The sequence below is a fragment of the Streptomyces sp. NPDC045955 genome (assembly GCF_056430805.1).
The window spans coordinates 37,916-64,409 of sequence record NZ_JBWKKY010000025.1 but is presented as its reverse complement, the minus strand read 5'-3'; the positions used below and the strand labels follow the sequence as shown (position 1 = coordinate 64,409).

General features: G+C 70.4%; 21 protein-coding genes. 8 read left to right on the top strand and 13 right to left on the bottom strand.

Translation table 11 applies throughout. The features are described from left to right. Window positions 1–4 precede the first annotated feature (4 nt). The 8 genes from AC07F0_RS34750 to AC07F0_RS34715 all read right to left on the bottom strand — a co-directional run bounded on the left by AC07F0_RS34750 (window position 5) and on the right by AC07F0_RS34715 (window position 8,489). Entirely contained in the window at window positions 5–1,132 is a 1,128-nt protein-coding gene (locus AC07F0_RS34750) for an aromatic ring-hydroxylating oxygenase subunit alpha (protein WP_478983910.1), read from the bottom strand. A 35-nt stretch (window positions 1,133–1,167) separates the two neighbouring features. Further along, a complete protein-coding gene (locus tag AC07F0_RS34745) occupies window positions 1,168–2,331 on the bottom strand; it encodes an NAD(P)/FAD-dependent oxidoreductase (RefSeq protein ID WP_478983909.1) in 1,164 nt (387 codons plus the stop codon). Then, on the bottom strand, window positions 2,328–2,690 hold the full coding sequence (locus AC07F0_RS34740) for a bifunctional 3-phenylpropionate/cinnamic acid dioxygenase ferredoxin subunit (protein WP_037673830.1): 363 nt from the start codon (window positions 2,688–2,690) through the stop codon (window positions 2,328–2,330). Before AC07F0_RS34740 ends, AC07F0_RS34745 begins: the two co-directional genes overlap by 4 nt. A 216-nt stretch (window positions 2,691–2,906) precedes the next feature. Then, entirely contained in the window at window positions 2,907–3,542 is a 636-nt protein-coding gene (locus tag AC07F0_RS34735) for an MBL fold metallo-hydrolase (protein ID WP_478983908.1), read from the bottom strand. After that, entirely contained in the window at window positions 3,542–4,627 is a 1,086-nt protein-coding gene (locus AC07F0_RS34730) for an S-(hydroxymethyl)mycothiol dehydrogenase (RefSeq protein WP_478983907.1), read from the bottom strand. The genes AC07F0_RS34735 and AC07F0_RS34730 overlap by 1 nt, the downstream gene beginning before the upstream one ends. Before the next feature lie 211 nt (window positions 4,628–4,838). Further along, window positions 4,839–6,140 (bottom strand): MFS transporter, encoded by a 1,302-nt coding sequence (locus AC07F0_RS34725; protein ID WP_478983906.1) that lies wholly within the window; start codon window positions 6,138–6,140, stop codon window positions 4,839–4,841. Continuing rightward, on the bottom strand, window positions 6,137–7,315 hold the full coding sequence (locus AC07F0_RS34720; RefSeq protein ID WP_478983905.1) for a PLP-dependent cysteine synthase family protein: 1,179 nt from the start codon (window positions 7,313–7,315) through the stop codon (window positions 6,137–6,139). Before AC07F0_RS34720 ends, AC07F0_RS34725 begins: the two co-directional genes overlap by 4 nt. A gap of 721 nt (window positions 7,316–8,036) precedes the next feature. Beyond that, window positions 8,037–8,489, bottom strand: coding sequence for a hypothetical protein (locus tag AC07F0_RS34715; protein ID WP_478983904.1), 453 nt, complete (start codon window positions 8,487–8,489; stop codon window positions 8,037–8,039). 333 nt (window positions 8,490–8,822) lie between these two features. Between AC07F0_RS34715 and AC07F0_RS34710 the strand changes: the two genes are divergently transcribed. After that, entirely contained in the window at window positions 8,823–9,347 is a 525-nt protein-coding gene (locus AC07F0_RS34710; RefSeq protein ID WP_478983903.1) for a DUF4396 domain-containing protein, read from the top strand. 72 nt (window positions 9,348–9,419) lie between these two features. Here the strand turns inward: AC07F0_RS34710 and AC07F0_RS34705 are convergent, their stop codons facing one another. The 3 genes from AC07F0_RS34705 to AC07F0_RS34695 form a co-directional block, all read right to left on the bottom strand. After that, window positions 9,420–10,652, bottom strand: a complete 1,233-nt coding sequence (locus AC07F0_RS34705) for a GNAT family N-acetyltransferase (RefSeq protein WP_478983902.1) — start codon at window positions 10,650–10,652, stop codon at window positions 9,420–9,422. Window positions 10,653–10,797: 145 nt separating this feature from the next. After that, window positions 10,798–11,100, bottom strand: a complete 303-nt coding sequence (locus AC07F0_RS34700; protein WP_478983901.1) for a putative quinol monooxygenase — start codon at window positions 11,098–11,100, stop codon at window positions 10,798–10,800. A gap of 13 nt (window positions 11,101–11,113) precedes the next feature. Next, window positions 11,114–12,100, bottom strand: a complete 987-nt coding sequence (locus tag AC07F0_RS34695; RefSeq protein ID WP_478983900.1) for a carbohydrate kinase family protein — start codon at window positions 12,098–12,100, stop codon at window positions 11,114–11,116. Window positions 12,101–12,346: 246 nt separating this feature from the next. On the opposite strand from AC07F0_RS34695, the gene AC07F0_RS34690 reads away from it, so the two are divergent. The 4 genes from AC07F0_RS34690 to AC07F0_RS34675 all read left to right on the top strand — a co-directional run bounded on the left by AC07F0_RS34690 (window position 12,347) and on the right by AC07F0_RS34675 (window position 16,526). Continuing rightward, on the top strand, window positions 12,347–13,363 hold the full coding sequence (locus AC07F0_RS34690; RefSeq protein ID WP_478983899.1) for a substrate-binding domain-containing protein: 1,017 nt from the start codon (window positions 12,347–12,349) through the stop codon (window positions 13,361–13,363). A gap of 225 nt (window positions 13,364–13,588) precedes the next feature. After that, window positions 13,589–14,602 carry an ABC transporter permease gene (locus AC07F0_RS34685; protein WP_478983898.1) on the top strand — a complete coding sequence of 338 codons (1,014 nt, stop codon included), beginning with the start codon at window positions 13,589–13,591 and terminating at the stop codon, window positions 14,600–14,602. After that, window positions 14,599–15,426, top strand: coding sequence for an ATP-binding cassette domain-containing protein (locus tag AC07F0_RS34680; RefSeq protein WP_478983897.1), 828 nt, complete (start codon window positions 14,599–14,601; stop codon window positions 15,424–15,426). The genes AC07F0_RS34685 and AC07F0_RS34680 overlap by 4 nt, the downstream gene beginning before the upstream one ends. A 77-nt stretch (window positions 15,427–15,503) precedes the next feature. Then, entirely contained in the window at window positions 15,504–16,526 is a 1,023-nt protein-coding gene (locus AC07F0_RS34675) for a LacI family DNA-binding transcriptional regulator (RefSeq protein ID WP_478983896.1), read from the top strand. A gap of 311 nt (window positions 16,527–16,837) precedes the next feature. On the opposite strand, the gene AC07F0_RS34670 is transcribed toward AC07F0_RS34675, so the two are convergent. Beyond that, a complete protein-coding gene (locus AC07F0_RS34670; protein WP_478983895.1) occupies window positions 16,838–17,560 on the bottom strand; it encodes a FadR/GntR family transcriptional regulator in 723 nt (240 codons plus the stop codon). Between the two features lie 289 nt (window positions 17,561–17,849). On the opposite strand from AC07F0_RS34670, the gene AC07F0_RS34665 reads away from it, so the two are divergent. The 3 genes from AC07F0_RS34665 to AC07F0_RS34655 all read left to right on the top strand — a co-directional run bounded on the left by AC07F0_RS34665 (window position 17,850) and on the right by AC07F0_RS34655 (window position 24,612). Beyond that, the gene (locus AC07F0_RS34665; protein WP_478983894.1) at window positions 17,850–20,081 is read left to right on the top strand and encodes an alpha-L-fucosidase; all 2,232 of its coding nucleotides are present in this window, start codon (window positions 17,850–17,852) and stop codon (window positions 20,079–20,081) included. A 204-nt stretch (window positions 20,082–20,285) separates the two neighbouring features. After that, entirely contained in the window at window positions 20,286–22,790 is a 2,505-nt protein-coding gene (locus AC07F0_RS34660; RefSeq protein ID WP_478983893.1) for a SpoIIE family protein phosphatase, read from the top strand. A gap of 289 nt (window positions 22,791–23,079) precedes the next feature. Then, entirely contained in the window at window positions 23,080–24,612 is a 1,533-nt protein-coding gene (locus AC07F0_RS34655) for a glycoside hydrolase family 43 protein (protein WP_478983892.1), read from the top strand. Between the two features lie 134 nt (window positions 24,613–24,746). Here AC07F0_RS34655 and AC07F0_RS34650 read toward each other — a convergent pair whose 3' ends face one another. After that, on the bottom strand, window positions 24,747–26,393 hold the full coding sequence (locus tag AC07F0_RS34650) for a glycoside hydrolase family 27 protein (protein WP_478983891.1): 1,647 nt from the start codon (window positions 26,391–26,393) through the stop codon (window positions 24,747–24,749). Between the last annotated feature and the right edge of the window lie 101 nt (window positions 26,394–26,494).

Sequence of the window (26,494 nt, the reverse complement as noted above, 5' to 3'; positions counted from 1 at the left end):
CCTCCTATGGCCGCCCCACGCCCAGACGTTCCTGGACGAAGGCGTGGAACTCGCCGATGTGGTGCTCGCTCGGCACGAGCACTCCGCCCTTGGCGTACAGCCGGGAGCTCATCGCGGGCTGGCAGCGCTCGCACGCGTCGAAGTCCTGCCGGTTGACGCGGTCGAAGAGCTCCACCGACCGGCTGACGTCCTTGCCGCTGTCGACGACGTGCTTGAGGTAGAGCCAGTCGCACTCGACGACGGTGCGGTCCACGGCGACCGGGTACATCCGGTGGAAGATCACATGGTCGGGCACGAGGTTGATGAACACCTGCGGCCGGACGGTGATCGCGTAGTAACGGCGGTCCTGGTCCTCGGTGATGCCCGGAATGCGGTCGAGGCCTTCCGAGCCGTCGACGGTGAAGCCCTTGACCTCGGAGCCGAACTCCGCGCCGTGGCCCACGTAGTACTGGGCGGCGTACCCGTCAGCGAACTCGGGGAGCACCTCGGTCAGTTCGGGGTGGATCGTCGCGCAGTGGTAGCACTCCATGAAGTTCTCGACGATGAGTTTCCAGTTCGCCCGCACGTCGTAGACGATGCGCCGGCCGACTTCGAGGTTGTCGATGTCGTAGTGCTCGATCGACTCCGTGTCGCCCAGGCGCGCGACCACATCCCCCACGACCTCGTCGAAGGGGGGCGGGTCCGCCGCGAGGCACACCCAGACATAGCCGAGCCATTCCCGCGTGGCCACTGCCGCCAGGCCGTACTCGGTGCGGCTGACGTCGGGCATCTTGGTGAGGTTGGGCGCCGCGACGAGTTTGCCCGTCAGGTCGTACGTCCAGGCGTGATAGGGGCACTGGAAGGCGCGTTTGACCTCGCCGGTCTCCGCCGTGCAGAGCTTGGCTCCGCGGTGCCGGCAGACGTTGAGGAAGGCGCGGACGGAGTTGTCCCGTGCCCGGGTGATCAGGACGCTCTCGCGGCCCACCTCGACGGTGCGGAAGGCACCGGGCCTGGCGAGGTCGGCGGAGCGCACGGCGCAGAACCACATCGCCTCGAAGATGTGTTCCTGCTCCTGGGCGAAGACCGCGGGATCCGTATAGGAGGAGCCGGGGAGGGTGGCGATCAGGCTGTCCGGCAGGCCGGTCGAGGTCACGGTGCACTCCTCGGGAACGTGGTGGATCGCCCTTGTCAGGGCGCCTTGGCCGCGAGTTGCTTGCGCCAGCGCGTGAACAGCTTCGGCTGGTTCATCCCGAGCACGGCGACCGGGTGTCCGGCACGCCGGTAGACGGCGAGGACGTTGCGGTCGTCCGCGGTGCCTTCCTCCATCGTCACGCTGTCGGCACGGGCCGCGCTGCCGGCGAACTGGATCTTCACGCCGTACTGGTCGGACCAGAAGTAAGGCGGCCGGGGCAGGCCCGGTTCGCACTCGCCCCAGGACAGCAGGGCGGCTACGGCGGCGTCGGGGCGTTCCCGGGCACCGGTCCAGTGCTCGACGCGGCGGTGGGTGCCTGCGCGCGGGTCGTACCAGGAGGCGCAGTCGCCGACCGCGACCACCCCGGCCAGGCTGGTGCGGCCGTCCGCACCGCACTTGACTCCGTCGTCGAGTTCTATGCCGGAGCCGGCCAGCCAGTCGACGCAGGGTCGGGCGCCGACACCCACGACGACGATGTCGGCGGGGATGCTGCGGCCGTCCTCCATCAGGACGGCGTCGACCCGGGTCTCGCCGCTCAGCCCCTTGACGCCCACGCCGCACAACAGGCGTACGCCGTGGTCCGCGTGGAGAGCGGAGACGATGCGTCCCATGGCCGCGCCGAGCGGTCCGGCCAGGGGGGTGGGCGCCGCCTCGACGATGGTCACGTCGAGGCCGAGAGCGGAGGCGGTGGAGGCGACCTCCGCACCGATGAAGCCGCCGCCGATCACGACCAGGCGTCCGCCCTGTGCCAGTTCGTCCCGCAGGGCGCGGGCGTCGTCCAGGGTGCGCAGGGTGTGCACACCGGCCAGTCCGTCCATGCCGGGCAGGGTCCGGGCGGCGGCGCCGGTGGCGATGACGATGCCGTCGGCCCGCACCTGACGGCCGTCGGTGAGCCGCACGGCGCGGGGCGTGGTGCCGAGTCCGGCGGCGCGGGCTCCGAGCAGCCACTCCGCTTGCAGGTCCTCGTCGTCCGGCTCCAGTGCGAGCTCGGCTTCGCCGATGCCGCCGGCCAGGAACTCCTTGGACAGGGGCGGCCTGTCGTAGGGGCGGTGGATTTCGTCGCCGATGACGACCAGCCGTCCGTCGTATCCCTGCTTGCGCAGGGAGCGCGCCGCGGACAGACCCGCCAGCGACGCGCCGACCACGGCCACTGTCCTCACGCGACGCCCCCGGCGAGCCGGGCGGCGATGCAGGGGGGCAGGTTCGGGGCTGCCGTGGACAGCCGGACGTAGATCATGCCGTCCTCGACGAAGACCTCGTGCGTGCGCACCGGGAGCTTGGCCGGCGGGGCGTCGACGGCTCCGGTCTTGAGGTTGAACTTCGAGGCGTGCAGCGGGCATTCGACCTCACAGCCCTCCAGCCAGCCGTCGGCGAGCGAGGCGTCCTGGTGGGTGCATGTGTCGTCGATGGCGAAGAGTTCGCCGTCGTCGGTGTGGAACACCGAGACCGGCGGGTCGATGTCGAGCCTGTGGGCCTCGCCTCGGGGCAGATCCACGAGACGGCACGCGGCAATCATCATGACACCTCGGTGCGTATAGCGAAACGGATTGCGGTGAACGCAACGTCAGTTTGAGGGCGCCTTCAAACGCTTGTCAAGGAGTTCGAGGGACACCTGACGGCCTCATTTTCTGTTGCGTGATACGAAACTCTCTGCGTCATAGGAAACCCAGGTCAGGGCGCGAGCGCCTGTCAGAACCGGGGCGCGAGCGCCCCGGTCGGACTGGCGGGACTGGGTTCACCAGCCGCGGGCGGCCCACTCCTCCAAGTGCGGTGCCTCCGCCTCGACGGTCGTCGTCTCGCCGTGTCCGGTGTGGACGACCGTCTCGCCCGGGAGGGTCAGCAGCCGGTCCCCGATGGAGCTGATGATCGTGCCGAAGTCGCTGTACGAGCGTCCGGTCGCGCCGGGTCCGCCGGCGAACAGCGTGTCACCGCTGAACAGCGCGCCCAGGTCGGGTGCGTACAGGCACACGGCACCGGGAGCGTGTCCGGGCGTGTGAAGGACGCGCAGGCCGATACCCGCCACCGTGAGTTCGTCATCGTCGGCGAGCGGGCCGTCGGGGCGCCGGCCGGGGTGCGCCATCTTCCACAGGACCTGGTCGTCAGGGTGCAGGCGGATGGGCGCGCCCGTGGCCAGGGCGACGTCCGGGGCCGCGCGCACATGGTCGTCGTGGGCGTGGGTGCACACGATGGCCGACAACCGACGGTCACCGACGGCCGCCAGGACGGCATCGGAGTCGTGGGCCGCGTCGATGACGACCACCTCGTCGTCGTCACCGACGATCCAGACGTTGTTGTCCACCTCCCAGGTCCCGCCGTCGAGGCTGAAGGTCCCGCTGGTGACCAGGTGTTCGACACGCGGGGCGCCGGCCATCACAGCACCACCACCGAGCGCAGCACGTCGCCGTGGTGCATCTTCTCGAACGCCTCCTCCACGTCACCGAGGCCGATGGTCTCGGAGACGAACGCGTCCAGGTCGAAACGGCCACCCAGATACAGGTCGATGAGGGCCGGGAAGTCGCGCGAGGGCAGGCAGTCGCCGTACCAGCTGGACTTCAGCGAGCCGCCCCGCCCGAAGACGTCGAGCAGGGGCAGCTCCACCTTCATCTCCGGGGTGGGCACACCGACCAGCACGACCGTGCCCGCCAGGTCGCGGGCGTAGAAGGCCTGCCGGTACGTCTCGGGGCGGCCGACCGCCTCCACGACGACGTCCGCGCCGAAGCCGCCCGTCAGCTCGCGCACCGCTGCCACGACGTCGCCCTCCGCCCCGTCGACCGTGTGGGTGGCCCCCATGGCCATGGCCCGGTCCAGCTTGCGCCGGTCGATGTCGACGGCGATGACCTTGCTCGCTCCGGCGAGCCTCGCCCCCGCGACGGCGGCCATTCCGACGCCGCCGCAGCCGATGACGGCGACGGAGTCGCCCCGGCCGACGGCCCCGGTGTTCACGGCCGCGCCGAAGCCCGCCATGACGCCGCACCCGAGCAGGCCGGCGGCCGCCGCGGGGGCTGCCGGGTCCACCTTGGTGCACTGCCCAGCGGCGACCAGCGTCTTCTCCGCGAACGCGCCGATGCCGAGGGCCGGCGAGAGCGGGGTGCCGTCGAGCAGCGTCATCGGTTGGGTGGCGTTGTGGGTGGCGAAGCAGTACCAGGGCCTGCCCCTGCTGCAGGCGCGGCACTGGCCGCACACCGCGCGCCAGTTGAGGATGACGAAGTCGCCGGGCTCGACACCGGTGACTCCCTCTCCGACCGCCTCGACGCGACCTGCCGCCTCGTGCCCCAGCAGGAAGGGGAACTCGTCGTTGATCCCGCCCTCGCGGTAGTGGAGATCGGTGTGACAGACGCCGCAGGCCTCGACCTTGACCAGCGCCTCACCCGGACCGGGGTCGGGGACGACGATCGTTTCGACGGAGACCGGTGCGCCCTTCTTACGGGCGACGACGGCACGAACCTCGTGAGCCATGAGCTGCTCCTCAAGCGGGGAATCATCGCGAGTGCGTTGCCTCATTCGCTACACGCACCGCTATACGCAACCGAGCATCCAGGAGGAGCGCACCGAGGGTCAAGGGCTTGGTTTCAACCGGGCCGACTCGGCCACGGCCGGCGCCGAGCCGCTGCGCCTGACCGTGTACGGCCGATCAGATTCAGCCGCACACAGTCAGGCGATCAGGTGATCAGGCGGCGACGGGCTGCGGACCGGCGGCCGGAGCAGCCAGACGGCCCGTGCGGTGCAGCCCGTACAGGGCGGCCGCGCATGCGAGGCCGAGTGCGCACAAGCAGATCCACGGCAGCGCGGGCATCCCCGCCTCGCGGGCGGCGTCGAGCGACGCGCCGGTGAGCAGGTTGCCGAGGGTGATGCCGATGCCGCAGATGGTGTTGTAGAGCCCGTAGTGGGTGGCGACGAGCCGGTCACCGGAGAGACGGACGATGGTGTCCATCTCGAAGGGATAGGCGATCATCGTGCCGACGGCCAGCAGCAGCGCGGCCAGCATGGGCGGTGCCGCGGCCAGCAGCCACAGGCCCAGGCCCGAGTCCGGAACGGGCACCGCGGTGGCCAGTGACAGGGGCACGAAGGCCAGACCCGTGGCGGCCAGTCCCCGGGGCAGGGCCTGGCCCGGCTCGTAGCGGGCCTTGCACCAGGCGGTCACCCGCGTCTGACCGGCGATCGTGCTCAGCCCGGAGACAGCGAAGAGCGCGGCCACCGCCGCCGTGCCGAACTCCCCGTCACCGCCGACCCGCCGTACCTCCAGCGGCAGCGCGAGATAGACCTGGAAGGAGAGGACGTACGAGCCGATCATGGCGCCGGAGAAGAGCAGGAACGGCCGGTTGGCGAGGACGCCGCGCCACTGGGCCAGGACGCCGTCGCGGTCCTGCCCCTCCTTGCCGCCCTTGGAGTCGTCGGCCCGTCGCGCCGGCAAGGCACGGATCTGCACGATGCTGAGCAGCGCGAAGATCCCGGCCGCTGCCAGGCAGGTGACACGGAAGTCCACGCCGGTCAGCACCATGCCCACGAGGGGACCCAGCAGGATCCCGGCCTGGTAGAAGACGTTGAACAGGGCGAACGCCTCGACCCTGCGCTCCCCCGCGTCCGCGGCGAGATACGCCCGGACGGCCGGGTTGAACAGTGCCCCGGCAAGACCCGTGGCCGCGGAGGCGGCGATCAGCGCGGCCAGCGAGTCGACCAGGCCGAGCGTCGCGAATCCGGCCGTGCGCAGCACGCATCCGGCCACGATCATCGGCTTGTAGCCGTACCGGTCGGCGAGCGTCCCGCCGACCAGGAACATGCCCTGCTGACTGAAGTTGCGCACGCCGAGGATCAGCCCGACGATCCAGCCGGCCAGTCCGAGGGTGCCGGACAGGTGAGCGGCCAGGTAGGGCATCAGCATGTAGAAGCCCAGGTTGATGGTGAACTGATTGACCATCAGCAGCTGGACGCTGCGTTCGTAACCGCGTACCTGTGCGAGGGTGCCCTTCACCGGTCCTCCTCCGCAGCGTCGGCGTGACCGCGCTCGGTCTTCTCGCCGGTTCCTTCCTCGCGGTCCAATGCGTCGAGCACGTCGGATTCACGTGCCGGCCCGGCCAGGGTGAGCGGGTCGACCACGGTGGTGCACCGGGTCCAGCGTGCGACCTCCTTCTCGTCCACGCGTCCGATCACCTCCGGTTCCGGAGCAGGAGGGGCGTCGAGGAGGCCGTGCGCGCCGCAGTAGTCGTCGTCGAACACCGTCCCGAGGTAACGCTGCGGACCGTCGGGGAAGATCGCGGCGATCCGGCTGTCGGCGGGCAGGGTGCGGGCCAGCCATCCGGCGACCAGGGCGACGGCGCCGACGCTCCACCCGCCGGTGGCGTAGTGCGAGCCGGCCAGCTGGCGGCAGGTCCACACCGCCTCGGCCGGGGCCACCCAGTGCACCTCGGCGAAGGTGTCGTAGGCGACGTTGCGGGGGTAGATGCTCGACCCCAGTCCCCGCATCAGCCGCGGCCGGGCCGGCTGGCCGAAGATCGTGGAGCCGATGGTGTCGACACCGACCACCTTCAGGTCGGGGTAGAGCTGCTTCAGCACGCGGGAGACGCCGGCGGAGTGCCCGCCCGTGCCGACACTGCACACGAGGACGTCGATGTGGCCCAGCTCGGACGCCAGTTCCAGGGCGAGCGGGGTGTAGGCGGTGGTGTTGTCCGGGTTGTTGTACTGATCCGGGCACCACGCACCCGGATGCCGCGCCATGAGCTGCTGCACGCGCTCACGGCGAGCCTGCTGCCAGCCGCCGGTGGGGTGCGGCTCGGAGACGACGTTGATCTGGGCGCCGTACGCGGTCAGCAGCCGGGTCATCGACATCTCCAGGCCGGGGTCGGTGACCAGGGTCACCGGGTGGCCGTACACCATTCCGGCCAGGGCGAGACCCAGTCCGAGGGTGCCGCTGGTGGACTCGATGATCCGGGCGCCGGGGCGCAGGTCGCCCCGGGCGCGGGCCCGTTCCACCATGTGCAGACCCGGCCGGTCCTTGATGCCGCCGGGGTTGAAGCCTTCCAGCTTCGCCCAGAAGCCGCGGTCCGGGGGCGTCAGGGGCTGGGACACCCGCAGCAGCGGCGTGTTGCCCACCAGTGCGGACAAGGCGGACCGCTCGGGCATGGCGGCGGTGTTCGTCATCGACTGCATGTCTTTTCGCTCTCGCTCGATGAATACGCGGTGCACGTTCATCTCGCGCCACGACCCCAGGGGGACGGTCGATCCGTCCGAGTCGGCGGGGCCGTGGCGCGGCAGCCGGGCGGGGCCGGCTGCGAGCGAGAGGTCTAGATGCGCCACCGCGAGGTGCGGACCAGCGCGGTTCTGCCTGTACGTCTTATGCGGGTTCGGACCTGTCGGCGCCGAGGTCGCGGCCGCATCAGGGCCTCGGGGAGGGCGGCGAGCGCCGTCGCCGCGGCCTCGGGGGGTGGCTGGTGAGCGACCTGCGCCGTCATGCGGGCAGCCCCGTCCAGGCCGCACTCCTCGGCCTCATGGTGCCGATGCGGCCCATGCGGCACCACAGTGCCCGCCACCGCCGGCCGTCCGAAGTCCGTGGCGAGGGCGGGTGTCAGCCGCTCCTGCTCTGCGAACTGCCCATGCGGGAGGGTGCACAGCCCGAGCATCACGAGCAGAGCTCCGGACAGCAGAGCGAGAAGCGGGCGCCGCCGACGCGAGCCGGCCGGGGCGCGCAGGGCGGGCGTGGGGGGACGGGAGTGTGTCGGCACAGGTTCTCCGTGCGCTCTTTCGGTCGCAGCGGCAGCCACGGCAGAGAGGAACGGCAGGCATGGGTGGGGGAAGTGCGGCGTCGAGACGCGGAGCCAGCGCCCGTGGGCAGGCGTGGCCGGAGCAGCCGCAGGAAGGAGGGCCGCTGTGCCTAGACCTGCTGGACCACGGACATTCTCAGAGCGGACGACGACGCGGCAGGCGGCGTCGCTGCGTCGAGGCTCGGCCTGCCCGAACTGCGCCCGGCGCCGGTCGATTCGGCGACCGACACCACGAAGCACGGCGGTGTCAGCACCGGGCCCTGTTGCGGCTGGCCGGATACGCAGTGCTCACTGGTGTGCGAGGAGCCATGACCACCGCCCGGCTCATCTATCGCAACGAGCCGCGGAGGAGCCTGCTCGTCCTCGGCTCCGAGGAGTTCCTCGTGCGACGGGGCCACGGGCGCCGCGGCGCTGGTCACCAGGTGTCCTGGGGTGCTCTCGGCGCTCAGTCCATGGGCGGACACGATACCGAACAGCAACACGACCATGGCCAGCACGCGCAGCAACGGACCCGCAGACGCGCGGGCCCGCACCAGGCGCGGGAGTGACCAGGCCGTAATCATGCCGTGATACTAACGGCTCGTCGACCTTGGTCCGCCAATTCGCGTGGTACAGCGCGTTAGCGAGCCACACACATGACCGGTTTGCTTCGGCGGAGATCATGGACCGACGCCACCACCCATGCGCCGCACCACGCTCGGCACGGCGCCACCCATGACGGCCACTCGGCCCGTTCGTAAGCGCGCCGACGCCGGCAGCCCTTCCGGTGGCGCCTGCCTCCCTGCTTTTCCATTTCCGATGCCGAAGCGTCTGGGCCTATACCCCTGGGGGGTATATAGTTCCTGACTGTGGGCTCAAGGAATGGGCCGCACTCGACGGGATTGGGGAAGAAGGTCATGGACCACACCGCTCACCACGCCGGCACCGGGCACGACCACGCCACCCACGAGGGTCATCACGGCCACGCGGACCATGACGGGAACGCCGGAGCGTCCTGGGGAATGGCGGTCAAGGCGACGCTGCACTGCCTGACCGGCTGCGCCGTCGGCGAGATCCTCGGCATGGTCATCGGCACGGCCCTGATGTGGGGCAACGTGCCCACCATGATCCTGGCGGTCGCGCTCGCGTTCCTCTTCGGCTACTCCTTCACGCTGTTCGCGGTCCGCCGGGCCGGCCTGGACTTCAAGACCGCGCTCAAGGTCGCCCTCGCCGCCGACACCGTCTCCATCGCCGTGATGGAGCTCGTCGACAACGGCATCATCGCCCTCACGCCCGGCGCGATGGACGCCCACCTGTCCGACGGGCTGTTCTGGTCTGCGCTGCTGGGCGGCTTCGCGGTCGCCTTCGTGATCACCACGCCGGTCAACAAGTGGATGATCGGCCGCGGCAAGGGCCACGCCGTCGTCCACGCCTACCACTGACGATCGGCCGGATCGCCCCGGAGGGGGCGCCACACTGTCGGCCCCACCTGTACAGGGTCGGCGGGCGTGCGGTCAGAACCAGTGCAGGCAGTGCGGGGGACGGTCGGCGCGGAAGAGGGCGTCGGCGAGGGTGGCCGCGCTCGGGTGGTGGGCCAGGACGTGTCCGGCACGCACGAGCGTGCTCGGGGCGGTGCCGCCGAGGTAGACCGAGCCCAGGTCGCGTATGTCGAGGGACAGGTCGGGCTCCCGGTCCGTCGGGATGCAGTCGGCCTTGCCTTTCTGGACGGTCAGCAGGTAGCGGCCGTGTTCACCGAGGAACGGGTCGTCGACGTCGAGGACGAGTTCGCCGTCCGTGAACCAGCCACGGGAGGTCAGCGCCTGCGGGATGTCGAGGAGCCGTACCCACAGCCAGTCCATGTCGTCGCTCACCTGGCCGGCGCGGAAGTCCGCAAGCTGCCGGCGCAGCGGGTGCTCGCGCGGGACATGCTTGAACACGACCTGAGTGACCAGGTCGTGTCCGAGTACGAACCGGGCCAGGGCCGTGAAGACGGCGTCGTCGGTGGCGATGGTCTCGTCGACCGTCAGGGTGTTGGTTTCGCCGATCGAGTAGCTGGCGTACCCGTCCGGGATGCCGTCGGCGTCACGGTGGACGGCGATGTAGCGCGGGGCCGGCGAGATCGGGGGCTGTCCCGCGCGCAGGGCCCACCAGCGGTGCGGCCGGGACAGCGCGCCGGGCTGGGCGCGGCGATACCGGTCGTACACCTCTTCCAGGATTTCGCCGCACTCGGCGCGGCGCAGCACTTCGACCGAGCCGTTGTCCGAGCCGGCCGCCGGGGCGCCCGCCATGCTGCGGGCCCGGGGAACGGCGAGGGCGGCCCGGTGGCGCGGCACCGTCAGCTGCTGCGTGTAAGTCGCCGGTCCGTAGCCGAACCTGCCGTAGATCGTGGCCTCGGAGGCCAGCAGCACGGAGAGGAACTCGCCTCGGGCCCACAGCTCGGTGAGCTGGTGCCGCATCATCGTGCTGAGCACGCCTTGGCGCCGGTGGGAGGGCAGGACGCCGACGGCGGTCACCCCGGCGGCCGGGACGAGGATCTCACCGGGCAGGGTGAGTTCGAAAGGGTACGTGGCGGCGGTGCCGACGGGCCGCCCGTCCGCCGTCAGGGCGAGCAGGCAGCGGTCCGTTTCGAGGGCCGACCACCAGAGCCCGCCGCCCTCGACCGGGGTTTCCGGGAAGCGTCCGAACGCGGCATGGACCGTGTCGACGAAGACGTCGAGATCCTGGTCGGTCGTGGGACGGATCTCCATCGCGGCCGCTGCCTCCTCGGGATACCTGCACCACGACTCCGTGGTCTGCCGCCACAGTGCAGCGCCGACCCGTGGCCCGGTCAAACGAATTACGGCTCGGCCCGCCGCCGGTTGGGGGGAGCATGTCCGGGGCGACCAAGTGCCGCTACGGACGCGTGTCCCGGGGATCGAGGAACGTCAGCACCGAGGTGTCCTCCTCGATCAGCGGAGTGAGGGCGGCGTTGAACGGGGCGCCGTACGGGGCGTCCAGGTGTGCCTTGAAGGCCTCCTCGTCCCGGTAGACCTCGAAGATCCAGTAGGCGCGCGGGTCGGCCGCCTTGGTGTAGACGTCGAAAGCCAGGTTGCCTTCCTCTTCGCGCACGTTCAGGGCGTACTCCCGGATCAGGCGGGCGACCTCGCCCTCCGCTCCCTCTCGGGCGGTGAACTCGGCGAGCAGAGTTTTTGTCATGGTTTCTGTCCTTTCAGTGGGTGGAGTCGAGGTGCCGGACGACGGCCTCGCCCGTCGCGAGTGGCGCCAGTTGGTCCTGCCACGGCGGGTTCGGGCCGGCGACCGAGCAGGTCAGGGCCGCGACCCGCGTGGCGAACAGGCAGGCCGCCTCGACATCGCCGAGACGCAGGTCCGTCAGCCTGCCGCCGAGGAGTCCGCGGGTGCCGAGGTGGTGCAGCAGTCCCGCCGTGAAGGAGTCACCTGCCCCGACCGTGTCGACGACCTGCGCCGGCGCCGCGGGCACCTGCACCCGTTCCCCGTCGAGTGAGGCCAGCGCACCGTCGGCGCCGCGTGTGATCACGACAAGCCGCGCCCCCGCCGCGTGCCAGGTGTCGCACGCCTGCTCGGGCGGCGTCCCGGGGAGCAGGAGCTCCAGGTCGTCCTCGCTCAGCCGCAGCACATCCGCGAGGTTGCACCAGTGCGGCAGCCGGGCGCGGTAGACCTCGGGGTGCACCAGGAGGGGGCGGACGTTGGGGTCGATGCTGATGGTCGCGTGGGACGCGGCCGTTGCCAGGAAGTCCTCCACCACTCCTGCCCCGGGGTCCTTGACCAGGGCGAGTGACCCGGTGTGGACGCAAGCGGCGCCGGCCAGGTCCACCCCGGCCAGTTCGGCGCTCGTCCACTGCCAGTCCGCGGTGGCCTGGGCGTGGAAGGAGAACGTGGCCTGCCCCTGGGCGTCCAGCTCGGCCACGGCCAGCGTGCTGGGCTCGGCGGCCTCGACGGCGTGCGACAGGTCCACGCCGGACGCCTCCAGATGGCTCCGGAAGAGGCGGCCGAACACGTCGCCGGACAGCCGTGCGAGGAAGCGGGCCGGGGTGCCCAGCCTGGCCAGTGCCACCGCTGTATTGGCTGGTCCGCCGCCCGGCAGGACGCGCAGGGCGAGTTCGTTCCGGGCCCCCGCGGATGCGGTGAACGCGTCGGCGACGCACTCCCCGAGGACGGTGATCTGACGCGGGCACATGGGCGGCTCTTCTCTTGGGACGCGCCGGCGAGACGGGCACATTGCGGGCAGTCCCTGGAGCGGTTCGGGCGGGGCGGCGGCCACGGCGTTGCCGATTTGTGACGGGTGAAAGGCATTGACGTTGCCTGAAGGCGGAGTCCATCATCCTCGCCAAGCAGTGTCAACGCTGACATGAGTCAACGATGACACCTCGGGCGGCATGCGCCCGATGCCGGCCGCTCGTCCGCAATCCCGCAGGAGTCGTTCATGTCACGTATCTCTCGTCTGCCTTCCTCCATGCTCAGAGTCGCCGCGTGCACGGGCATCGCGGCCCTCACCCTGACCGCCTGTGGATCCGGATCCGGTTCGGGCACCGCGAACGCCGGATCGGGCAGCGTCAAGGTCGGTCTGATCACCAAGACCGACACCAACCCGTTCTTCGTGAAGATGAAGGAAGGCGCGGAGAAGGCCGCCAAGGAGAACGGCGTCCAACTCGTCACCGCGGCGGGCAAGTTCGACGGTGACAACGCCGGGCAGGTCACCGCCGTCGAGAACATGGTCGCCTCGGGGGTCAAGGGCATCCTGATCACGCCGAGCGACTCCAAGGCGATCGTGCCGGCGATCGAGAAGGCCAAGGCCAAGGGCGTTCTGGTCATCGCCCTGGACACCCCGACCGACCCCGAGAGCGCGGCCGACGCCCTCTTCGCCACCGACAACCTCAAGGCGGGCGAGCTGATCGGCGAGTACGCCAAGGCCGCGATGAAGGGCAGGACCGCGAAGATAGCCGCCCTCGACCTCGCGCCGGGTGTGTCCGTCGGCGTTCAGCGGCACAACGGTTTCCTCAAGGGCTTCGGCGCCACCGACAAGGATGTCGCCTGTGCTCAGGACACCGGCGGCGACCAGTCCAAGGGCCAGACCGCGATGGAGAACTGTCTCCAGAAGGAACCCGGCATCAACGTCGTCTACACCATCAACGAACCGGCCGCGCTGGGCGCGTACACCGCGCTGAAGGCCAAGGGCCGGGAGAAGGACGTGCTGATCGTCTCCGTCGACGGCGGCTGCACGGGCACCCGGGCCGTCAAGGACGGCAAGATCGCCGCGACCTCGCAGCAGTACCCGCTGAAGATGGCCGCCGAGGGCGTCAAGGCCGTCGCGACGTTCGCCAAGGACGGCAAGAAGGCGTCGGGTTACACCGACACCGGCGTCACGCTGATCACCGACAAGGCGCAGGACGGTGTCACGTCCAAGGACACCGCCTACGGCCTGGACAACTGCTGGGGCTGAGCCGCCGGCCCCCGGCTGCTCCCGTAGCTGCCGCCGTTCGACACCCCTCAGCGGGGCGGCCGGTCCCTCCTCCCCGACCGGGGACGGCCGCCCCCTCGTCCTCTTGCCGTCCGACAAGGACTGACGTCCCCGTCCGACACGGACTGGTCTTCCCGTCCGACACGGACTGACGTTCCCGTCCCACAAGGACCGGCAAGGACTTCTGTCTTCCGACAAGGACCTCGCATGACTGCCACGTCCACGCCACCCTCCACGTCCACTCCGTACGCAGAGCTCAAAGCACCGACCACGGTCCGCAGACTGCTCACGCAACCGACCACCGGCCCGCTGGCCGCGCTCCTCCTGGCCTGCGTCTTCTTCTCCGTCTCGACCGACCAGTTCCTCACCGGCGGGAACTTCTCGCTGATCGTGCAGCAGGTCATGGTCGTCGGCACCCTCGCCATCGGCCAGACGCTGATCATCCTCACCGCGGGCATCGACCTGTCCTGCGGAGCGGTGATGGCGTTCGGCAGCATCGTGATCGCCAAGATGGCGGCCGAGGGCTCACTGCCACCGCTCGCCGCGATCGCGTTGGGCCTGGTGGTCTGCGGCGGCTTCGGGCTGCTCAACGGCGCGCTGGTACAGAGGATCCCGCTCCCGCCCTTCATCGTCACCCTCGGCATGCTCAACGTGGCGTTCGCGCTGACCCACATCTACTCCGAGGAACAGACCGTCACCAGCCTGCCCGGCCCGCTGACGGCTCTCGGGCAGACCTTCCCGCTCGGCAAGACCGACATCACCTACGGCTCGCTGGTCACCATCGCCCTGTTCCTCCTCTTCGCCTACGCGCTGAGCAGCACCAGTTGGGGCCGGCATGTCTACGCCCTGGGCAACAGCCCGGAAGCGGCGCGGCTGAACGGCATCCGCACCTCGCGGCTGACCATCGGCGTCTACACCGTGGCCGGCCTGATGTACGGCGTCGCCGCCCTGCTGCTCATCTCCCGCACCGGAGTGGGCGACCCCCAGGCCGGCCAGACCGACAACCTCGACAGCATCACCGCGGTGGTGCTCGGCGGCACCAGCCTCTTCGGCGGACGCGGCTCGGTCCTGGGCACGTTCATCGGCGTCCTCATCGTCGGCGTCTTCCGCAACGGCCTTCAGCTGATGGGCGTCGCCTCCATCTACCAGACCCTCATCACCGGCGTCCTGGTGATCCTCGCGGTGACCGTCGACCAGATCTCCCGGAAGAAGGCCCGATGACCTCCCCCACCCCTGTCCTTCAGGCCCGCGGTCTGGTCAAGCGTTACGGCCATGTCACCGCCATCGACGGCGCCGACTTCGACCTGATGCCCGGCGAGGTCCTCGCCGTCATCGGCGACAACGGCGCGGGCAAGACCAGCCTCATCAAGGCCCTCACCGGCGCGGTGGTCCCCGACGCGGGCGAGATACGCCTGAACGGTGAGCCCATCACCTTCTCCGGCCCGCAGAGCGCGCGCGCCCACGGCATCGAGACGGTCTATCAGGACCTGGCCGTGGCCGCCTCCATGGACATCGCCTCCAACATGTTCCTCGGCCGCGAACTGCGCCGCCCCGGCATCCTCGGCAGCGCCTTCCGCATGCTCGACAAGAAGCGCATGCGGAAGGAGGCCGCCGAGCACATGGCCGACCTGAAGATCGGGCTGCGCTCGCTGACCCAGTCGGTCGAGACGCTCTCCGGCGGACAGCGGCAGGCCGTCGCGGTCGCCCGGGCCGTGGCCTGGGCCCGCAGTGTCGTGGTCATGGACGAACCCACCGCCGCGCTCGGCGTCAAGGAGTCCGGACAGGTCCTCGACCTCATCCGCCGCGTCCGCGACAAGGGCATGCCGGTCGTCCTGATCAGCCACAACATGCCCCATGTCTTCGAGATTGCCGACCGGATCCACGTCCACCGGCTGGGCAGGCGGGCCGCCGTGATCAAGCCCTCCGACTACTCCATGGCGGAGGTCGTCGCCATCATGACCGGCGCGCTCAGCGTCGACGCGGCCGGAGATACTGTCGTTGCGGATTCCGCGGCGGCGAAAGCCGCCGGAGTCCAGGCCACCTGACAGCTCAACCCCGCTCTCGCATGTTCCGGTCGAGGCCGCGGCCGGAACCCGGGAGCACTCAGGAGACGGTTTCCTCCATGGCAGCGAGCCGCCGCCCCACCCTTGCCGATGTCGCACGAGAAGTCGGCGTCAGTGCCAAGACAGTCTCGCGCGTCCTCAACGAGGACGGTCCCGTCTCGGCACAGACGCGGGAACAGGTACTCGCCGCGGTGGCCGAGCTGGGCTTCCAGCCGAACCTCATGGCACGCAACATGCGCGTCGGCGGACCGGACACCACCATCGGACTGGTCATCCCCGACCTCGGCAACCCCTTCTTCGGAGCCGTGGCCCGCGCCATCGAGGACACGGTCCGCGAACGCGGACTGACCCTGCTCATGGGCTCGTCCGCGGACGACCCCGACCGCGAACGCGCCCTGACGGACAAGTTCCTCGCCCGTCGCGTCAGCATCCTCGTCGTCGTGCCGTCCGTCGGCGCCGACCACTCCCACCTCAAGCCCCACCGCAGGGCCGGGCTGCCCGTGGTCTTCCTCGACCGCCCGGGAGTCGGCCTGCCCACGGACAGCATCGTCAGCTCCAACCGTGCGGGGGCCCAGGAGGGCGTCGCCCACCTCATCGCCCACGGGCACCGCCGCATCGGTTTCGTCGGCGACCTGCCGGTCAAGCTGTACACCCGCCGCGAGCGCCTCGCCGGATACCGCGCGGCCCTGCAGGAAGCCGGCCTCCCCTACGACCGCTCGCTCGTCGCCAACGCCCATGACCAGCCGGGCGCCGAGGCCGCGACCGCCCGCCTCCTCGACCTGGCCGATCCCCCCACCGCCCTGTTCGCCGGCAACAACATCATGGCGCTCGGCATCGTCGCCCAACTCGCCCGCGGAAAGCGCAAGGACGTGGCGGTCGTCGCCTTCGACGACGTCTCACTCGCCGAGGCACTCGAACCGGCCCTGACCGTCGTCGCGCAGGACCCCGAAGAACTCGGCCGCAGCGCCGCGGCCACAGCCCTGGCCCGCCTCGACGGCGACCGCTCCCGCGCTCGCACCATCACCGTTCCCACCCGGCTGATCGTCCGCGGCTCGGGGGAGCAGGCCGCGCCCCTTCCCTAGGTCGTGTCCGCGCGACCCGATGCCGGCCAGGCCGCGGGCGGACACCAGCACTCACTCCGCCCGGGCATGCAATCGGATCGCCCTATCCCTTTCCGTGGGTACGGTGGTGAGCCGTATCTGAGACCGCACTGGAATTCCGGGGTCCGCCCCGTCGGGTGAGTTGCCCGGCGGGGCACGGGGATGACCGAGGTTCGGACGGTCAGCAGGGGGAGTTGGTCTGGGTGAGCAGACCCATCCGCCAGGGCAGGCGTATGTAGTCGGCACCGGCTGCGCCGGGGGCGTTCCCGACGGGCGTGCCCGACGCCTGCCCGTCAGCTCCGCTCGGTCGTTCCGACGGGGAGCGGTTCGCTGGAGCGCAGGTGTTCCCTCAGCCACTGCTCGGTGTTGCTCACGTGGAGGAGCGCGGCGGCCTGGCTGAGGGCGGCGTCACGGGTGGACAGCGCGTTGAAGATCGCCTCGTGCTCGGCGAGAGTACGGCCCGCGGCCCTGTCGTCGACCAGACCGCGCCAGATGCGGGCGCGCAGGGTACGGCCGGAGATCCCTTCCAGGAGGGTGAGGAGGCTCTCGTTGCCCGTGGCCGAGACGACGGCGCGGTGGAAGGCGGCGTCGTGGGCGTTGAGCTGTTCGACGTCGTCGCGGGCCTCGCGCATGGCGTCCAGATGCCGCTTCACCTCGGCCAGTTGGGCGTCGGAGATCCGGGTCGCGGCCAGCGCCGTGGCGACCGGTTCCAGGAGCCGCCGTACCTCCATGAGGTCCTGCAGGGCGACCGAGTCGCCCTGCAGCAGTTCCACCGCGCCGCCGAGGCCCTCCAGCAGCAGGCTCGGCTGCAGGCTGGTCACATACGTGCCGTCGCCCCGCCGGACCTCCAGGACCCGGGCGACGGCCAGCGCCTTGACGGCTTCGCGGGCGAGATTGCGGGACAGGCCCAGCTGGACGGCCAGATCCGGCTCCGGAGGGAGCTTGGAGCCCGGAGGCAGGGCACCGGTCCGGATCAGTTCACGGATCTGCTCGATGGCCTTGTCCGTCAGAGACACCGCTCGCCCCTCCCCCCCACCGTGCCCGTGAGCACGTCCGACCTGATCAGCGTGACGCTGATGATACTGGGGCGCGGGTGCGCGGCGGCGATCGGCCAGACTCGAAGCACTGCGAGACATGCCATGTCTGGTGATCGAAACACTCGCCACATCACCGCAAATCAGTCAACTCACCTGAAGAAATGGCCACTTTCATCCCTGCGCGCTGGTTGACATCCCATGGCGACATGACGGACCTTCATGCGTGGTCCTGCGTTCCCCCTGCCCCTTCCGCATCAGGGATGTGTCCATGTCGAGCTCGCTCAACAGACGCCAGTTCGTGGCCTCCGCAACCGGCGTGGCCGCGGCGGCCGTTGCCGGAGATGTGTGGCGTGCCGGTGCCGCCGAGGCGGCGCCGCGCACGTACACGCCCGACGGGGACTCGGTCGACCAGCACCCGCCGGCCCCGGAGTGGTTCCAGGACGCGAAGTTCGGGATCTACTTCCACTGGGGTGCCTTCAGCGTCCCCGCCTTCGACAACGAGTGGTATCCGCGCAGCATGTACCAGGCCGGGAGCTCGCCCAACAAGCACCACATAGCGACCTACGGCCGGCCGTCGGCGTGGCCGTACCACAACTTCATCGACGGAGCGAAGGACCTGGCGGGCAACGCCGTGAAGTTCGCGCCGAAGCTGAAGTCGGCCGGTGGGAAGTTCGACCCCGACGAGTGGGTGCAGCTGTTCGTCGACGCCGGCGCCAGGTTCGCCGGTCCGGTCGCCGAGCACCACGATGGCTTCTCCATGTGGGACAGCCAGGTCAACGAGTGGAACTCGGTGAAGAAGGGCCCTGGTCTCGACCTGCTGCGACTGTTCTCCACGGCCATCCGCGCCAAGGGCCTGAAGCTGCTGGTGGCCATGCACCACGCGTACAACTTCACCGGCTTCTACGAGTACGCCCCCGCGCAGACGGATCCCAGCCTCAAGAAGCTCTACGGGCAGCTGGGTCCGGCCGCACAGAACGAGCTCTGGTTCGACAAGCTCAAGGAGGTCATCGACCGGGCCCGGCCGGACATCCTGTGGCAGGACTTCAATCTGGACGCCGTCGACGAGAAGCAGCGCCTGAACTTCCTGGCGTACTACTACAACCAGGCGGACAGCTGGGGCCGTGAAGTCGTCGCCACCTACAAGGACGGCATGAACGGCAAGGGCGAGGTCTTCGACTACGAACGCGGCGGCCCGGCCGATCTCACCACCCCTTACTGGCTGACCGACGACAGCATCTCCAGCAGCAGCTGGTGCTACACCCAGGGCATCGGCTACTACACCACCCAGCAGATGCTGCACTCGTTCATCGACCGGGTCAGCAAGAACGGCAATGTGCTGCTGAACATCGCGCCGATGGCCGACGGCACCATCCCCCAGGCGCAGAAGGATGTCCTGCTCGGCATCGGGGACCACCTGAAGCGCTTCGGCGAGTCGGTGTACGCGACCCGCGCCTGGACGGCGTACGGCGAGGGCCCGACGAAGATGGGCGGCGGTTCGTTCACCACCCCGCACGCCGGAACCGCGCAGGACATCCGCTTCACCCGCAACAAGGCGAACAACGTCCTGTACGCCACGGTCCTGGGCTGGCCCGGCAGCTCTCTGACGATCAAGACTCTCAGCTCGGACCGGATCAACCTCTCCTCGCTGGCCTCGGTGAAGCTCCTCGGCACCACCGCCGGCACCTCCATCGACCTGCCGGCGCCGGCCCAGAGTGCCTCCGGCCTCAAGGTCACCCTGCCGTCCTCGGCGCCGTACCACGCCAACGCCTACGTCCTCAAGCTCACCTTCTCCGGCACGATCCCCGGCCTGCGCCCGCTCGCCGGCGCCGTCGCCTTCACGGACGTCCAGTACACCGGCGGCTCTGCCGTCCTCGCGGTCGGCGACTACACCGCGGCCGACCTGTCCGCCGCCGGACCGGGCCCGCGCACCCTCTCCTCCCTCCGGCCGGCCCCCGGGTACCAGGTGGTCGGCTACTCCGGAGACAACTTCACCGGTACCTCCTGGACCTTCGCCGCCGACAACCCCGACCTCAGGGACACCGGCAACAACGACCAGATCACCTCGCTGAGGGTCCAGTTCAACCCGGCGACGTACTTCCGGATCACCAACGCCACGAACGGCCTCGCCCTGGACAGCGGGGGCGGCGTCGCCTCCGGCTCCGACCTCAAGCAGTGGACCTGGGACGGCAGTCCGAACCTGCAGTGGCATGCGGAGGCTGTCGGAGGCGGCTACTACAGGCTGGTCAACCCCACGAACGGCATGGTCGTCGACGGCTGGGGCGCCACGGCCGACGGCTCCGCCGCCCGGCAGGCCCCCTGGAACGGCGGCACGAACCAGCAGTGGACCCTCACCCACCGGGGCGGCGACCGCTATGCGATCGCCAACCGCACCACCGGCCTGGTCCTCGACGGCGGCGGCAACGTCCCCTCGGGCTCCCTCACCAAGCAGTGGACCTACGGCAACAGCACCAACCTGCTGTGGACCTTCACCGCGCTGTAGCGCGAGAGGATGGCATGCATATGACAGTCACCGCGTCGCGATGGGGACGCGGGAGGCGTACGGGGGTGCTCGCCACGGTGACCGCCCTGTGCACGGCGTCGCGGAGCAGGCGGGAATCTGATGCCCGGGCCTAGGCTGGAAGCTGCGGCTGGGAACCGGCCCTGACGGGCCCAGGGTGTCCGGACGGAGGCGAGGCGCGTGGACATGGCCGACGAGCAGGACGTCCGCGCGGCCGCGCTCGTGGTGGGCCCGGACGGCGCGGTGAGCGGGTGGAGCGAGAGCGGGCGGCTGCTGCTGGGCTGGACTGCCGAGGACGCCGTCGGGCGCCCCGTGACCGACCTGCTGGCCGCTCCCCCGCCACCCGGCTTCCCCGGCAGTTCCGGCAGCGGCCCCGACCACACGGCGCTCGTCCCGCTGCGCCACCGGGACGGCTCCACGGTGGACGCTCTGGTGTCGGCTCACCCGCTGTTCGGCGCCGACGGCCGGGCGCTGGGCCATGCGGTGACGGCCCAGCGCTGGGAACGCCGCCCGGTGATCGCCGACCTGGCCTTCGAGCAGAGCCCCTTCGCTCTGGGCGTCTACGACCCTGAGCTGCGGTTTCTGTGGATCAACGCCTCTTCCGGCCGGGTGATCGCGCACTCCGAGGAGCAAGTGCTCGGTAAGAAGTACCGCGAGCTGTTTCCCGAATTCGACCGCGAACTGTTCCCCGAAAGGGACGACAAGCCCTACACCGACCAGCTCTCCGAAGTGGCGAGGACGGGCAAGCCCGCACGTCTCATCACCGTCTTCCGGCCGCTCGGCAGTAACTACGCCAACGCCTGGGCCACCAGCATCTGGCCCGTCCGGGATGCCGAGGGCAGGGTCCGCGCGGTCGCCAACTGGGGATTCGACATGAGCGCGGAGTACTGGGCCAGGCAGCGCCTGCTCATGCTCAACCAGGCCAGCGGCGGCATCGGCCGGACACTCGACGTGCTGGGCACCGCCCAGGAACTGGCCAGGAGCCCGGTGCCGGGATTCACCGACGTCGTCACCGTCGATCTCTTCGACGAGGTGCTGCGCGGAGAGGAACCGCCCCTTTCCCCCACCTCCGGTTCCGGTTCCGGCTCCGGCTCCGGCTCCGGCTCCGGCTCCGGCGAAACCATCGCGCTGAGCCGCGCCGCCACGCACAGCGCGAAGGACGACACCGACCGGGCTCCCGGGCACCCGATGCCGGTCGGTCACGCCCCCGGTTCCGTCGCCGCCCGCTGCCTTGCCACCGGCAGGTCCATGGTCGAGCTCGCCGCCGAGCCCGGCCAGGGCGGCGAGTGGGCCTTCGGGCCCGGGCTCGCCGCCGACCCGGCCCACTGGCCGCCCGGCAACCCGTTGATCGACGAGTCCCTCGCCGCGGAAGGGCTGACCGGCCGGATCACCGTGCCGCTGCGGGCCCGCGGCGCGCTGCTCGGTGTCGTCACGTTCTCCCGCAGCGACCGGCCCGAGGCCTTCACCGCCGACGACCTGATCCTCGCCGAAGAGCTGACCGCCAAGGCAGCCGTCGCCATCGACAACGCCCGCCGGTACTCGCGCGAGCGCACGACCGCGCTGACGCTGCAGCGCAGTCTGCTGCTGCAGCAGCTGCCCAGCCAGGAGGCGCTCGAAGTCGCCTCCCGCTACCTGCCCGCCGGGACCGGCGCGGAAGTGGGTGGTGACTGGTTCGACGTCATTCCGCTCTCCGGTGCCCGGGTCGCCCTGGTCGTCGGCGATGTGGTCGGTCACGGTCTGCACGCCTCGGCCAGCATGGGCCGGTTGCGCACGGCGGTCCGCACGCTCGCCGACGTGGACCTGCCGCCGGACGAGCTGCTGACCCACCTGGACGACCTGGTCATCCACCTCGCCAGCGACCTCCAGCCCGCCGGCCATTTCCAGCCGACCGGGGAGTTCGGGGCCACCTGCCTGTACACCGTCTACGACCCGGTCTCCCGGCGCTTCACGATGGCGAGCGCCGGGCACCCGCTGCCGCTGATCATCTCCCCGGACGGCACCAGGACACCGGTGCCCGCGCAGCCGGGACCACCCCTCGGCATCGGTGGGCTGCCGTTCGAGTCCACCGAACTCGAGCTGCCCGAGGGCAGCCTGCTCGCCCTCTACACCGACGGACTGGTGGAGAGCCGTGAGCGCGACGTCGACGAGGGGGCCGCCGAACTGCTGCGGGTCCTGGACCATTCGGTCACCTCGCTGGAGGGCCTCTGCGACACGGTGATGGACGCCCTGCTTCCCGAGCGCCGCACCGACGACGCCGCCCTGCTGCTCGCTCGCACGCACGCGCTGGATCCCCAGCATGTCGCCGACTGGGAGGTCGGACCCGACCCCGCGCAGGTGCCCCGCGCCAGGAAGTTCGCTCTCGAGCAGTTGGGGGCCTGGGGCCTGGAGGAGACGTCGTTCGTCACGGAACTGGTAGTCAGCGAACTGGTCACCAACGCCATCAGATACGGCGAGCCCCCGATCATGCTGCGGCTGATTCGCGACTCCTCCCTGATCTGCGAGGTCTCAGACGCCAGCAACACCGCCCCGCACCTGCGCCGGGCGCGCGCCTTCGACGAGGGCGGCCGGGGCCTGCTGCTCGTCGCCCAGCTCACCCAGGGCTGGGGCACCCGGCACACCACCGACGGCAAGACGATCTGGTGCGCGCAGAGCCTCTCCGAGCCCCAGCCGCTCCCAGACACAGGATGTTGAGGAGTCAGCGGCGTTGAGGAGTCAGCGGCGGAGAGGCAGCGAGCACCGAACAAGCCGCTGCGGCGGCGGTGTTGGGGCAGATGAAAATTGTCCGTTACCTTGCGCCTGGCAGTGAAGCGCTTCGACAGCCGCCGAAAGGGCCGACATGTCCAGGGAACAAGGCACCTTCCACTTCGGCCCCATCGCCACGTCCGCGCCCACCGCCGTCACACCCGAACAGGGCGCCGTCGCCGCTCCCTGAACCGACTTACCCCACGCCCGCATCACGCATCGACGAGAGGACTATCGGGTGCCCCCTCTGCACCAGCCGGACGGACGCGTCGCCACCCCCCTGAACCCCGTGCTCCCCGGCTTCCACCCCGACCCCAGCGTCTGCCGCGTCGGCGACGACTACTACCTGGCCTGCTCCAGCTTCGAGTACTTCCCCGGGGTGCCCCTCTTCCACAGCCGGGACCTGGTGCACTGGACGCAGATCGGCAACGTGCTGGACCGGCCGGAGCAACTGCGTCTGCCGGCCTCCATGCCGTCCTCCGGCGGGATCTACGCCCCCACCCTGCGCCATCACGACGGCCGTTTCTGGCTGATCGTCACCAACTGCAGCGAGGGCGGCGGCAATCTGATCGTTACGGCCACCGACCCGGCCGGACCGTGGTCGGACCCCATCTGGGCGCCGGGTGTCCCCGGAATCGATCCCGACCTGGTCTGGGACGAGGACGGCACCTGCTGGTGCACGGTGGCCGGCGTCTCGCAGGTCCGTCTCGACCCGTCCACCGGGCAGACGTACGGAACACCGCACAAGCTCTGGTCCGGCGGTCCCGGCGCCAAGGCCCCGGAGGCGCCGCACCTGTACCGGATCGGCGACTACTGGTACCTGCTCATCGCCGAGGGCGGCACCGAACGCGGCCACGGTGTCTCGATCGCCCGCGGCCGAACGCCCGACGGCCCGTTCGAGCCGTGCCCGGCCAACCCGATCCTCACCCACCGCGGCACCGACCACCCCGTCCAGAACACCGGGCACGCCGACCTGGCCCAAGGCCCCGACGGCTCCTGGTGGATGGTGCTGCTCGGGGTACGGCCGGGCGGCGGCACGCCGGGCTGGCACGTGCTCGGCCGGGAGACCTTCCTGGCCCCCGTGAGCTGGGTGGACGACTGGCCGGTGGTCGGCGACGTCGCCCTGGACCTGCCCGAGGTCCCGTGGCCGCTCTCCCCCGGCCCTGCGGAAGAGCACCGGGACGACTTCGAACTCGCCGAACTGCGGCCGTACTGGATCTCCCTGCGCGACCGGCCCGCCGAACTCTGCACCACCAAGGAGCGCCCCGGATGGCTGACGCTCCGTGCGCGGGGCGGCTCCCTGGACGAGCCCGACGTGGTGTTCACCGGCCGCCGCCAGCAGCATCTGTCGTGCCGGGCGCGCACGCTGGTCGATGCCGCGGAGGGCAGTGGTGGCCTCGCCGTCCGGCTCGACGAGCGGCACCACTACGAGATCGAGGTGTCGGGCACGCGGGTGCGGGTGGTCGCGCGGGTCGGCTCCCTGGGCACGGTCGTGGCCGCACAGTCCGTGCCGACCGGGCCGGTGGTCCTCGCCGTCACGATCACGGAACCGCCGTCTCCGCACGGGCCGTGCACCGGACCCGACGTCGTGTCCCTCGGCGTCGAGCAGCCCGACGGCACGTTCAGCGAACTCGCGACGCTCGACGGCCGCTACCTGTCGACCGAGGTCGCCGGCGGCTTCACCGGCCGGGTCATCGGCATGTACGCCGCGGCAGGCACCGTCCACTTCGACTGGTTCGACTACGAGCCGCTCGACCCAGGACAAGGGTGACATGCAGGCCACCATGGATCGACAGGTACGGCGACGGCAACAGCGCCCGCCAGACCCCTGGTTGCCCACCTCCCGGACAACCAGGGCACCGGCGTCAGGCGCGCCTGAGGCTTTTGCCGGTCAGGTGACAGTCCTCACGCGCGGGTCCACTTCTGGTTGGCCTGGCCGTTGCAGGTCCACAGCACCAGCGGGGTTCCGTTGGTGGTGCCGGCCCGGTCGACGTCGAGGCACAGCCCGGCGTGGACGTTGCGGATCGACCCGTCGGAGCCGACCGTCCACTTCTGGTTGGCCTGGCCGTTGCAGGGCCAGGTGACGACCCGGGTGCCGTTGGCGGTGCCCTGGTTGCGGGCGTCCAGGCACTTGTCGCCGAAGACGCGGATCTCGCCGCCGGTCCACGTGGTCCACAGCTGGTTGGCGGCCGTGTGGCAGTCCCAGATCAGGACCGTGGCCCCGGCCGCGGTGGAGGCGTTGTCCACGTCCAGGCAGCGGCCTGACGCGGCGCCGCGCAGCCGCGAGGTGGTGGCGGCCAGCGGGCTGCCCCCGCTCACCCGGAACACGGCCACGCCGTGCGCGGGGACACTCGCCGAGATCTGCCCGGACGTGCTCGACGTGCCGCCGGACCACAGGTCGGTGAGGGTGAACGACCCGCCGGACAGGCCGACTTGCGCGGCCGTGGTCGTGACCGTCGCCGTGCCGCCTCCCCGGTTGAACAGGCCCACCGCGACCGAGCCGTCGGACAGGGGTTTGGCGAACACCTCGGTGTTGCCGTCGTCGCGCACCCTGCGCCCTCCCGCTCCCAGCGGGTCCTGGTTCACCGCCAGCAGACGCGGGTTGCGCAGGATCGCGCTCACGTCGGCGGACATGGTGCGGATGTCATTGCCGGCCATGAGCGGTGCGCTCAGCAGCGCCCACAGGGCGAAGTGCGAGCGGGACTCGGTCAGGGACAGGCCGGGACGGCCGACGACCAGCATGTCGGGGTCGTTCCAGTGCCCCGGGCCCGACTGGGCGGCCAGCGGCGCGGTGACGTCCAGGACGTTGCCGACGCCCATCGGGTAGCTGTTGGTGTTGCCGTTCTGCCAGATGTCGAGCAGGTCCTCGGTCGTCCGCCACAGGTCGGCGACCTCACCCCAGTTGTACGTGGCGCCGGTGATGGCGTGGAAGCTGTTGGGGTTGATGCTGTAGACGATCGGACGGCCGGTTGCGCGCAGGGCGTCGCGCATCAGCTTGAACCGTGCGACCTGCTCGTCACGGGTGCCGCTGGAGGAGCACCAGTCGTACTTGAGGTAGTCCACGCCCCATGAGGCGAACGTGTTGGCGTCCTGGACCTCGTGTCCCCTGCTGCCCGTCGCCCCGGGATAGGCGCCGCTGGTCTGCGCGCAGGTGCGTTCGCCCGGCACCTGGTAGATGCCGAACTTCAGGCCCTTGCTGTGGATGTAATCCCCGAGCGCCTTCATCCCGCTGGGGAACTTGGTCGGATTGGCCCGCAGGTTGCCCGCCGCGTCACGCTGCGGGTCGAACCAGCAGTCGTCGACCACCACGTACCGGTAACCGGCCTCCCGCATGCCCGAGGACACCATCGCGTCGGCGGCCTGACGGACCTGGGCCTCGGTGATCCCGCAGCCGAAGCTGTTCCAGCTGTTCCAGCCCAGCGGTGGGGTGAGGGCCGGACTGCCGGGCGCGGCCGAGGCGGTGGAGTGAGCGGAGGCCGTCACGGACGCGGTGATCGTCAGCGCGACGGCCGCGAGGAGACGGAGCAGTCGTCTGCCTGATCGTCTGGGCACAGTGGGCTCCTTTTGTCGGCAGGCCGACACCAAGACAGGGGATGGCTGCTGCATGGTCGCCGATCATTGGCAGGCACATGACATTTTCGGTCATTCGAAAT

Excerpts from the sequence above, each read along its gene's own strand:
- AC07F0_RS34740 (WP_037673830.1), bottom strand. The coding sequence starts at position 2,690 with ATGATGATTGCCGCGTGCCGTCTCGTGGATCTGCCCCGAGGCGAGGCC.
- AC07F0_RS34735 (WP_478983908.1), bottom strand. The coding sequence starts at position 3,542 with ATGGCCGGCGCCCCGCGTGTCGAACACCTGGTCACCAGCGGGACCTTC.
- AC07F0_RS34730 (WP_478983907.1), bottom strand. The coding sequence starts at position 4,627 with ATGGCTCACGAGGTTCGTGCCGTCGTCGCCCGTAAGAAGGGCGCACCG.
- AC07F0_RS34720 (WP_478983905.1), bottom strand. The coding sequence starts at position 7,315 with ATGCAGTCGATGACGAACACCGCCGCCATGCCCGAGCGGTCCGCCTTG.
- AC07F0_RS34715 (WP_478983904.1), bottom strand. The coding sequence starts at position 8,489 with ATGATTACGGCCTGGTCACTCCCGCGCCTGGTGCGGGCCCGCGCGTCT.
- AC07F0_RS34710 (WP_478983903.1), top strand. The coding sequence starts at position 8,823 with ATGGACCACACCGCTCACCACGCCGGCACCGGGCACGACCACGCCACC.
- AC07F0_RS34705 (WP_478983902.1), bottom strand. The coding sequence starts at position 10,652 with ATGGAGATCCGTCCCACGACCGACCAGGATCTCGACGTCTTCGTCGAC.
- AC07F0_RS34700 (WP_478983901.1), bottom strand. The coding sequence starts at position 11,100 with ATGACAAAAACTCTGCTCGCCGAGTTCACCGCCCGAGAGGGAGCGGAG.
- AC07F0_RS34695 (WP_478983900.1), bottom strand. The coding sequence starts at position 12,100 with ATGTGCCCGCGTCAGATCACCGTCCTCGGGGAGTGCGTCGCCGACGCG.
- AC07F0_RS34690 (WP_478983899.1), top strand. The coding sequence starts at position 12,347 with ATGTCACGTATCTCTCGTCTGCCTTCCTCCATGCTCAGAGTCGCCGCG.
- AC07F0_RS34685 (WP_478983898.1), top strand. The coding sequence starts at position 13,589 with ATGACTGCCACGTCCACGCCACCCTCCACGTCCACTCCGTACGCAGAG.
- AC07F0_RS34680 (WP_478983897.1), top strand. The coding sequence starts at position 14,599 with ATGACCTCCCCCACCCCTGTCCTTCAGGCCCGCGGTCTGGTCAAGCGT.
- AC07F0_RS34675 (WP_478983896.1), top strand. The coding sequence starts at position 15,504 with ATGGCAGCGAGCCGCCGCCCCACCCTTGCCGATGTCGCACGAGAAGTC.
- AC07F0_RS34665 (WP_478983894.1), top strand. The coding sequence starts at position 17,850 with ATGTCGAGCTCGCTCAACAGACGCCAGTTCGTGGCCTCCGCAACCGGC.
- AC07F0_RS34660 (WP_478983893.1), top strand. The coding sequence starts at position 20,286 with ATGGCCGACGAGCAGGACGTCCGCGCGGCCGCGCTCGTGGTGGGCCCG.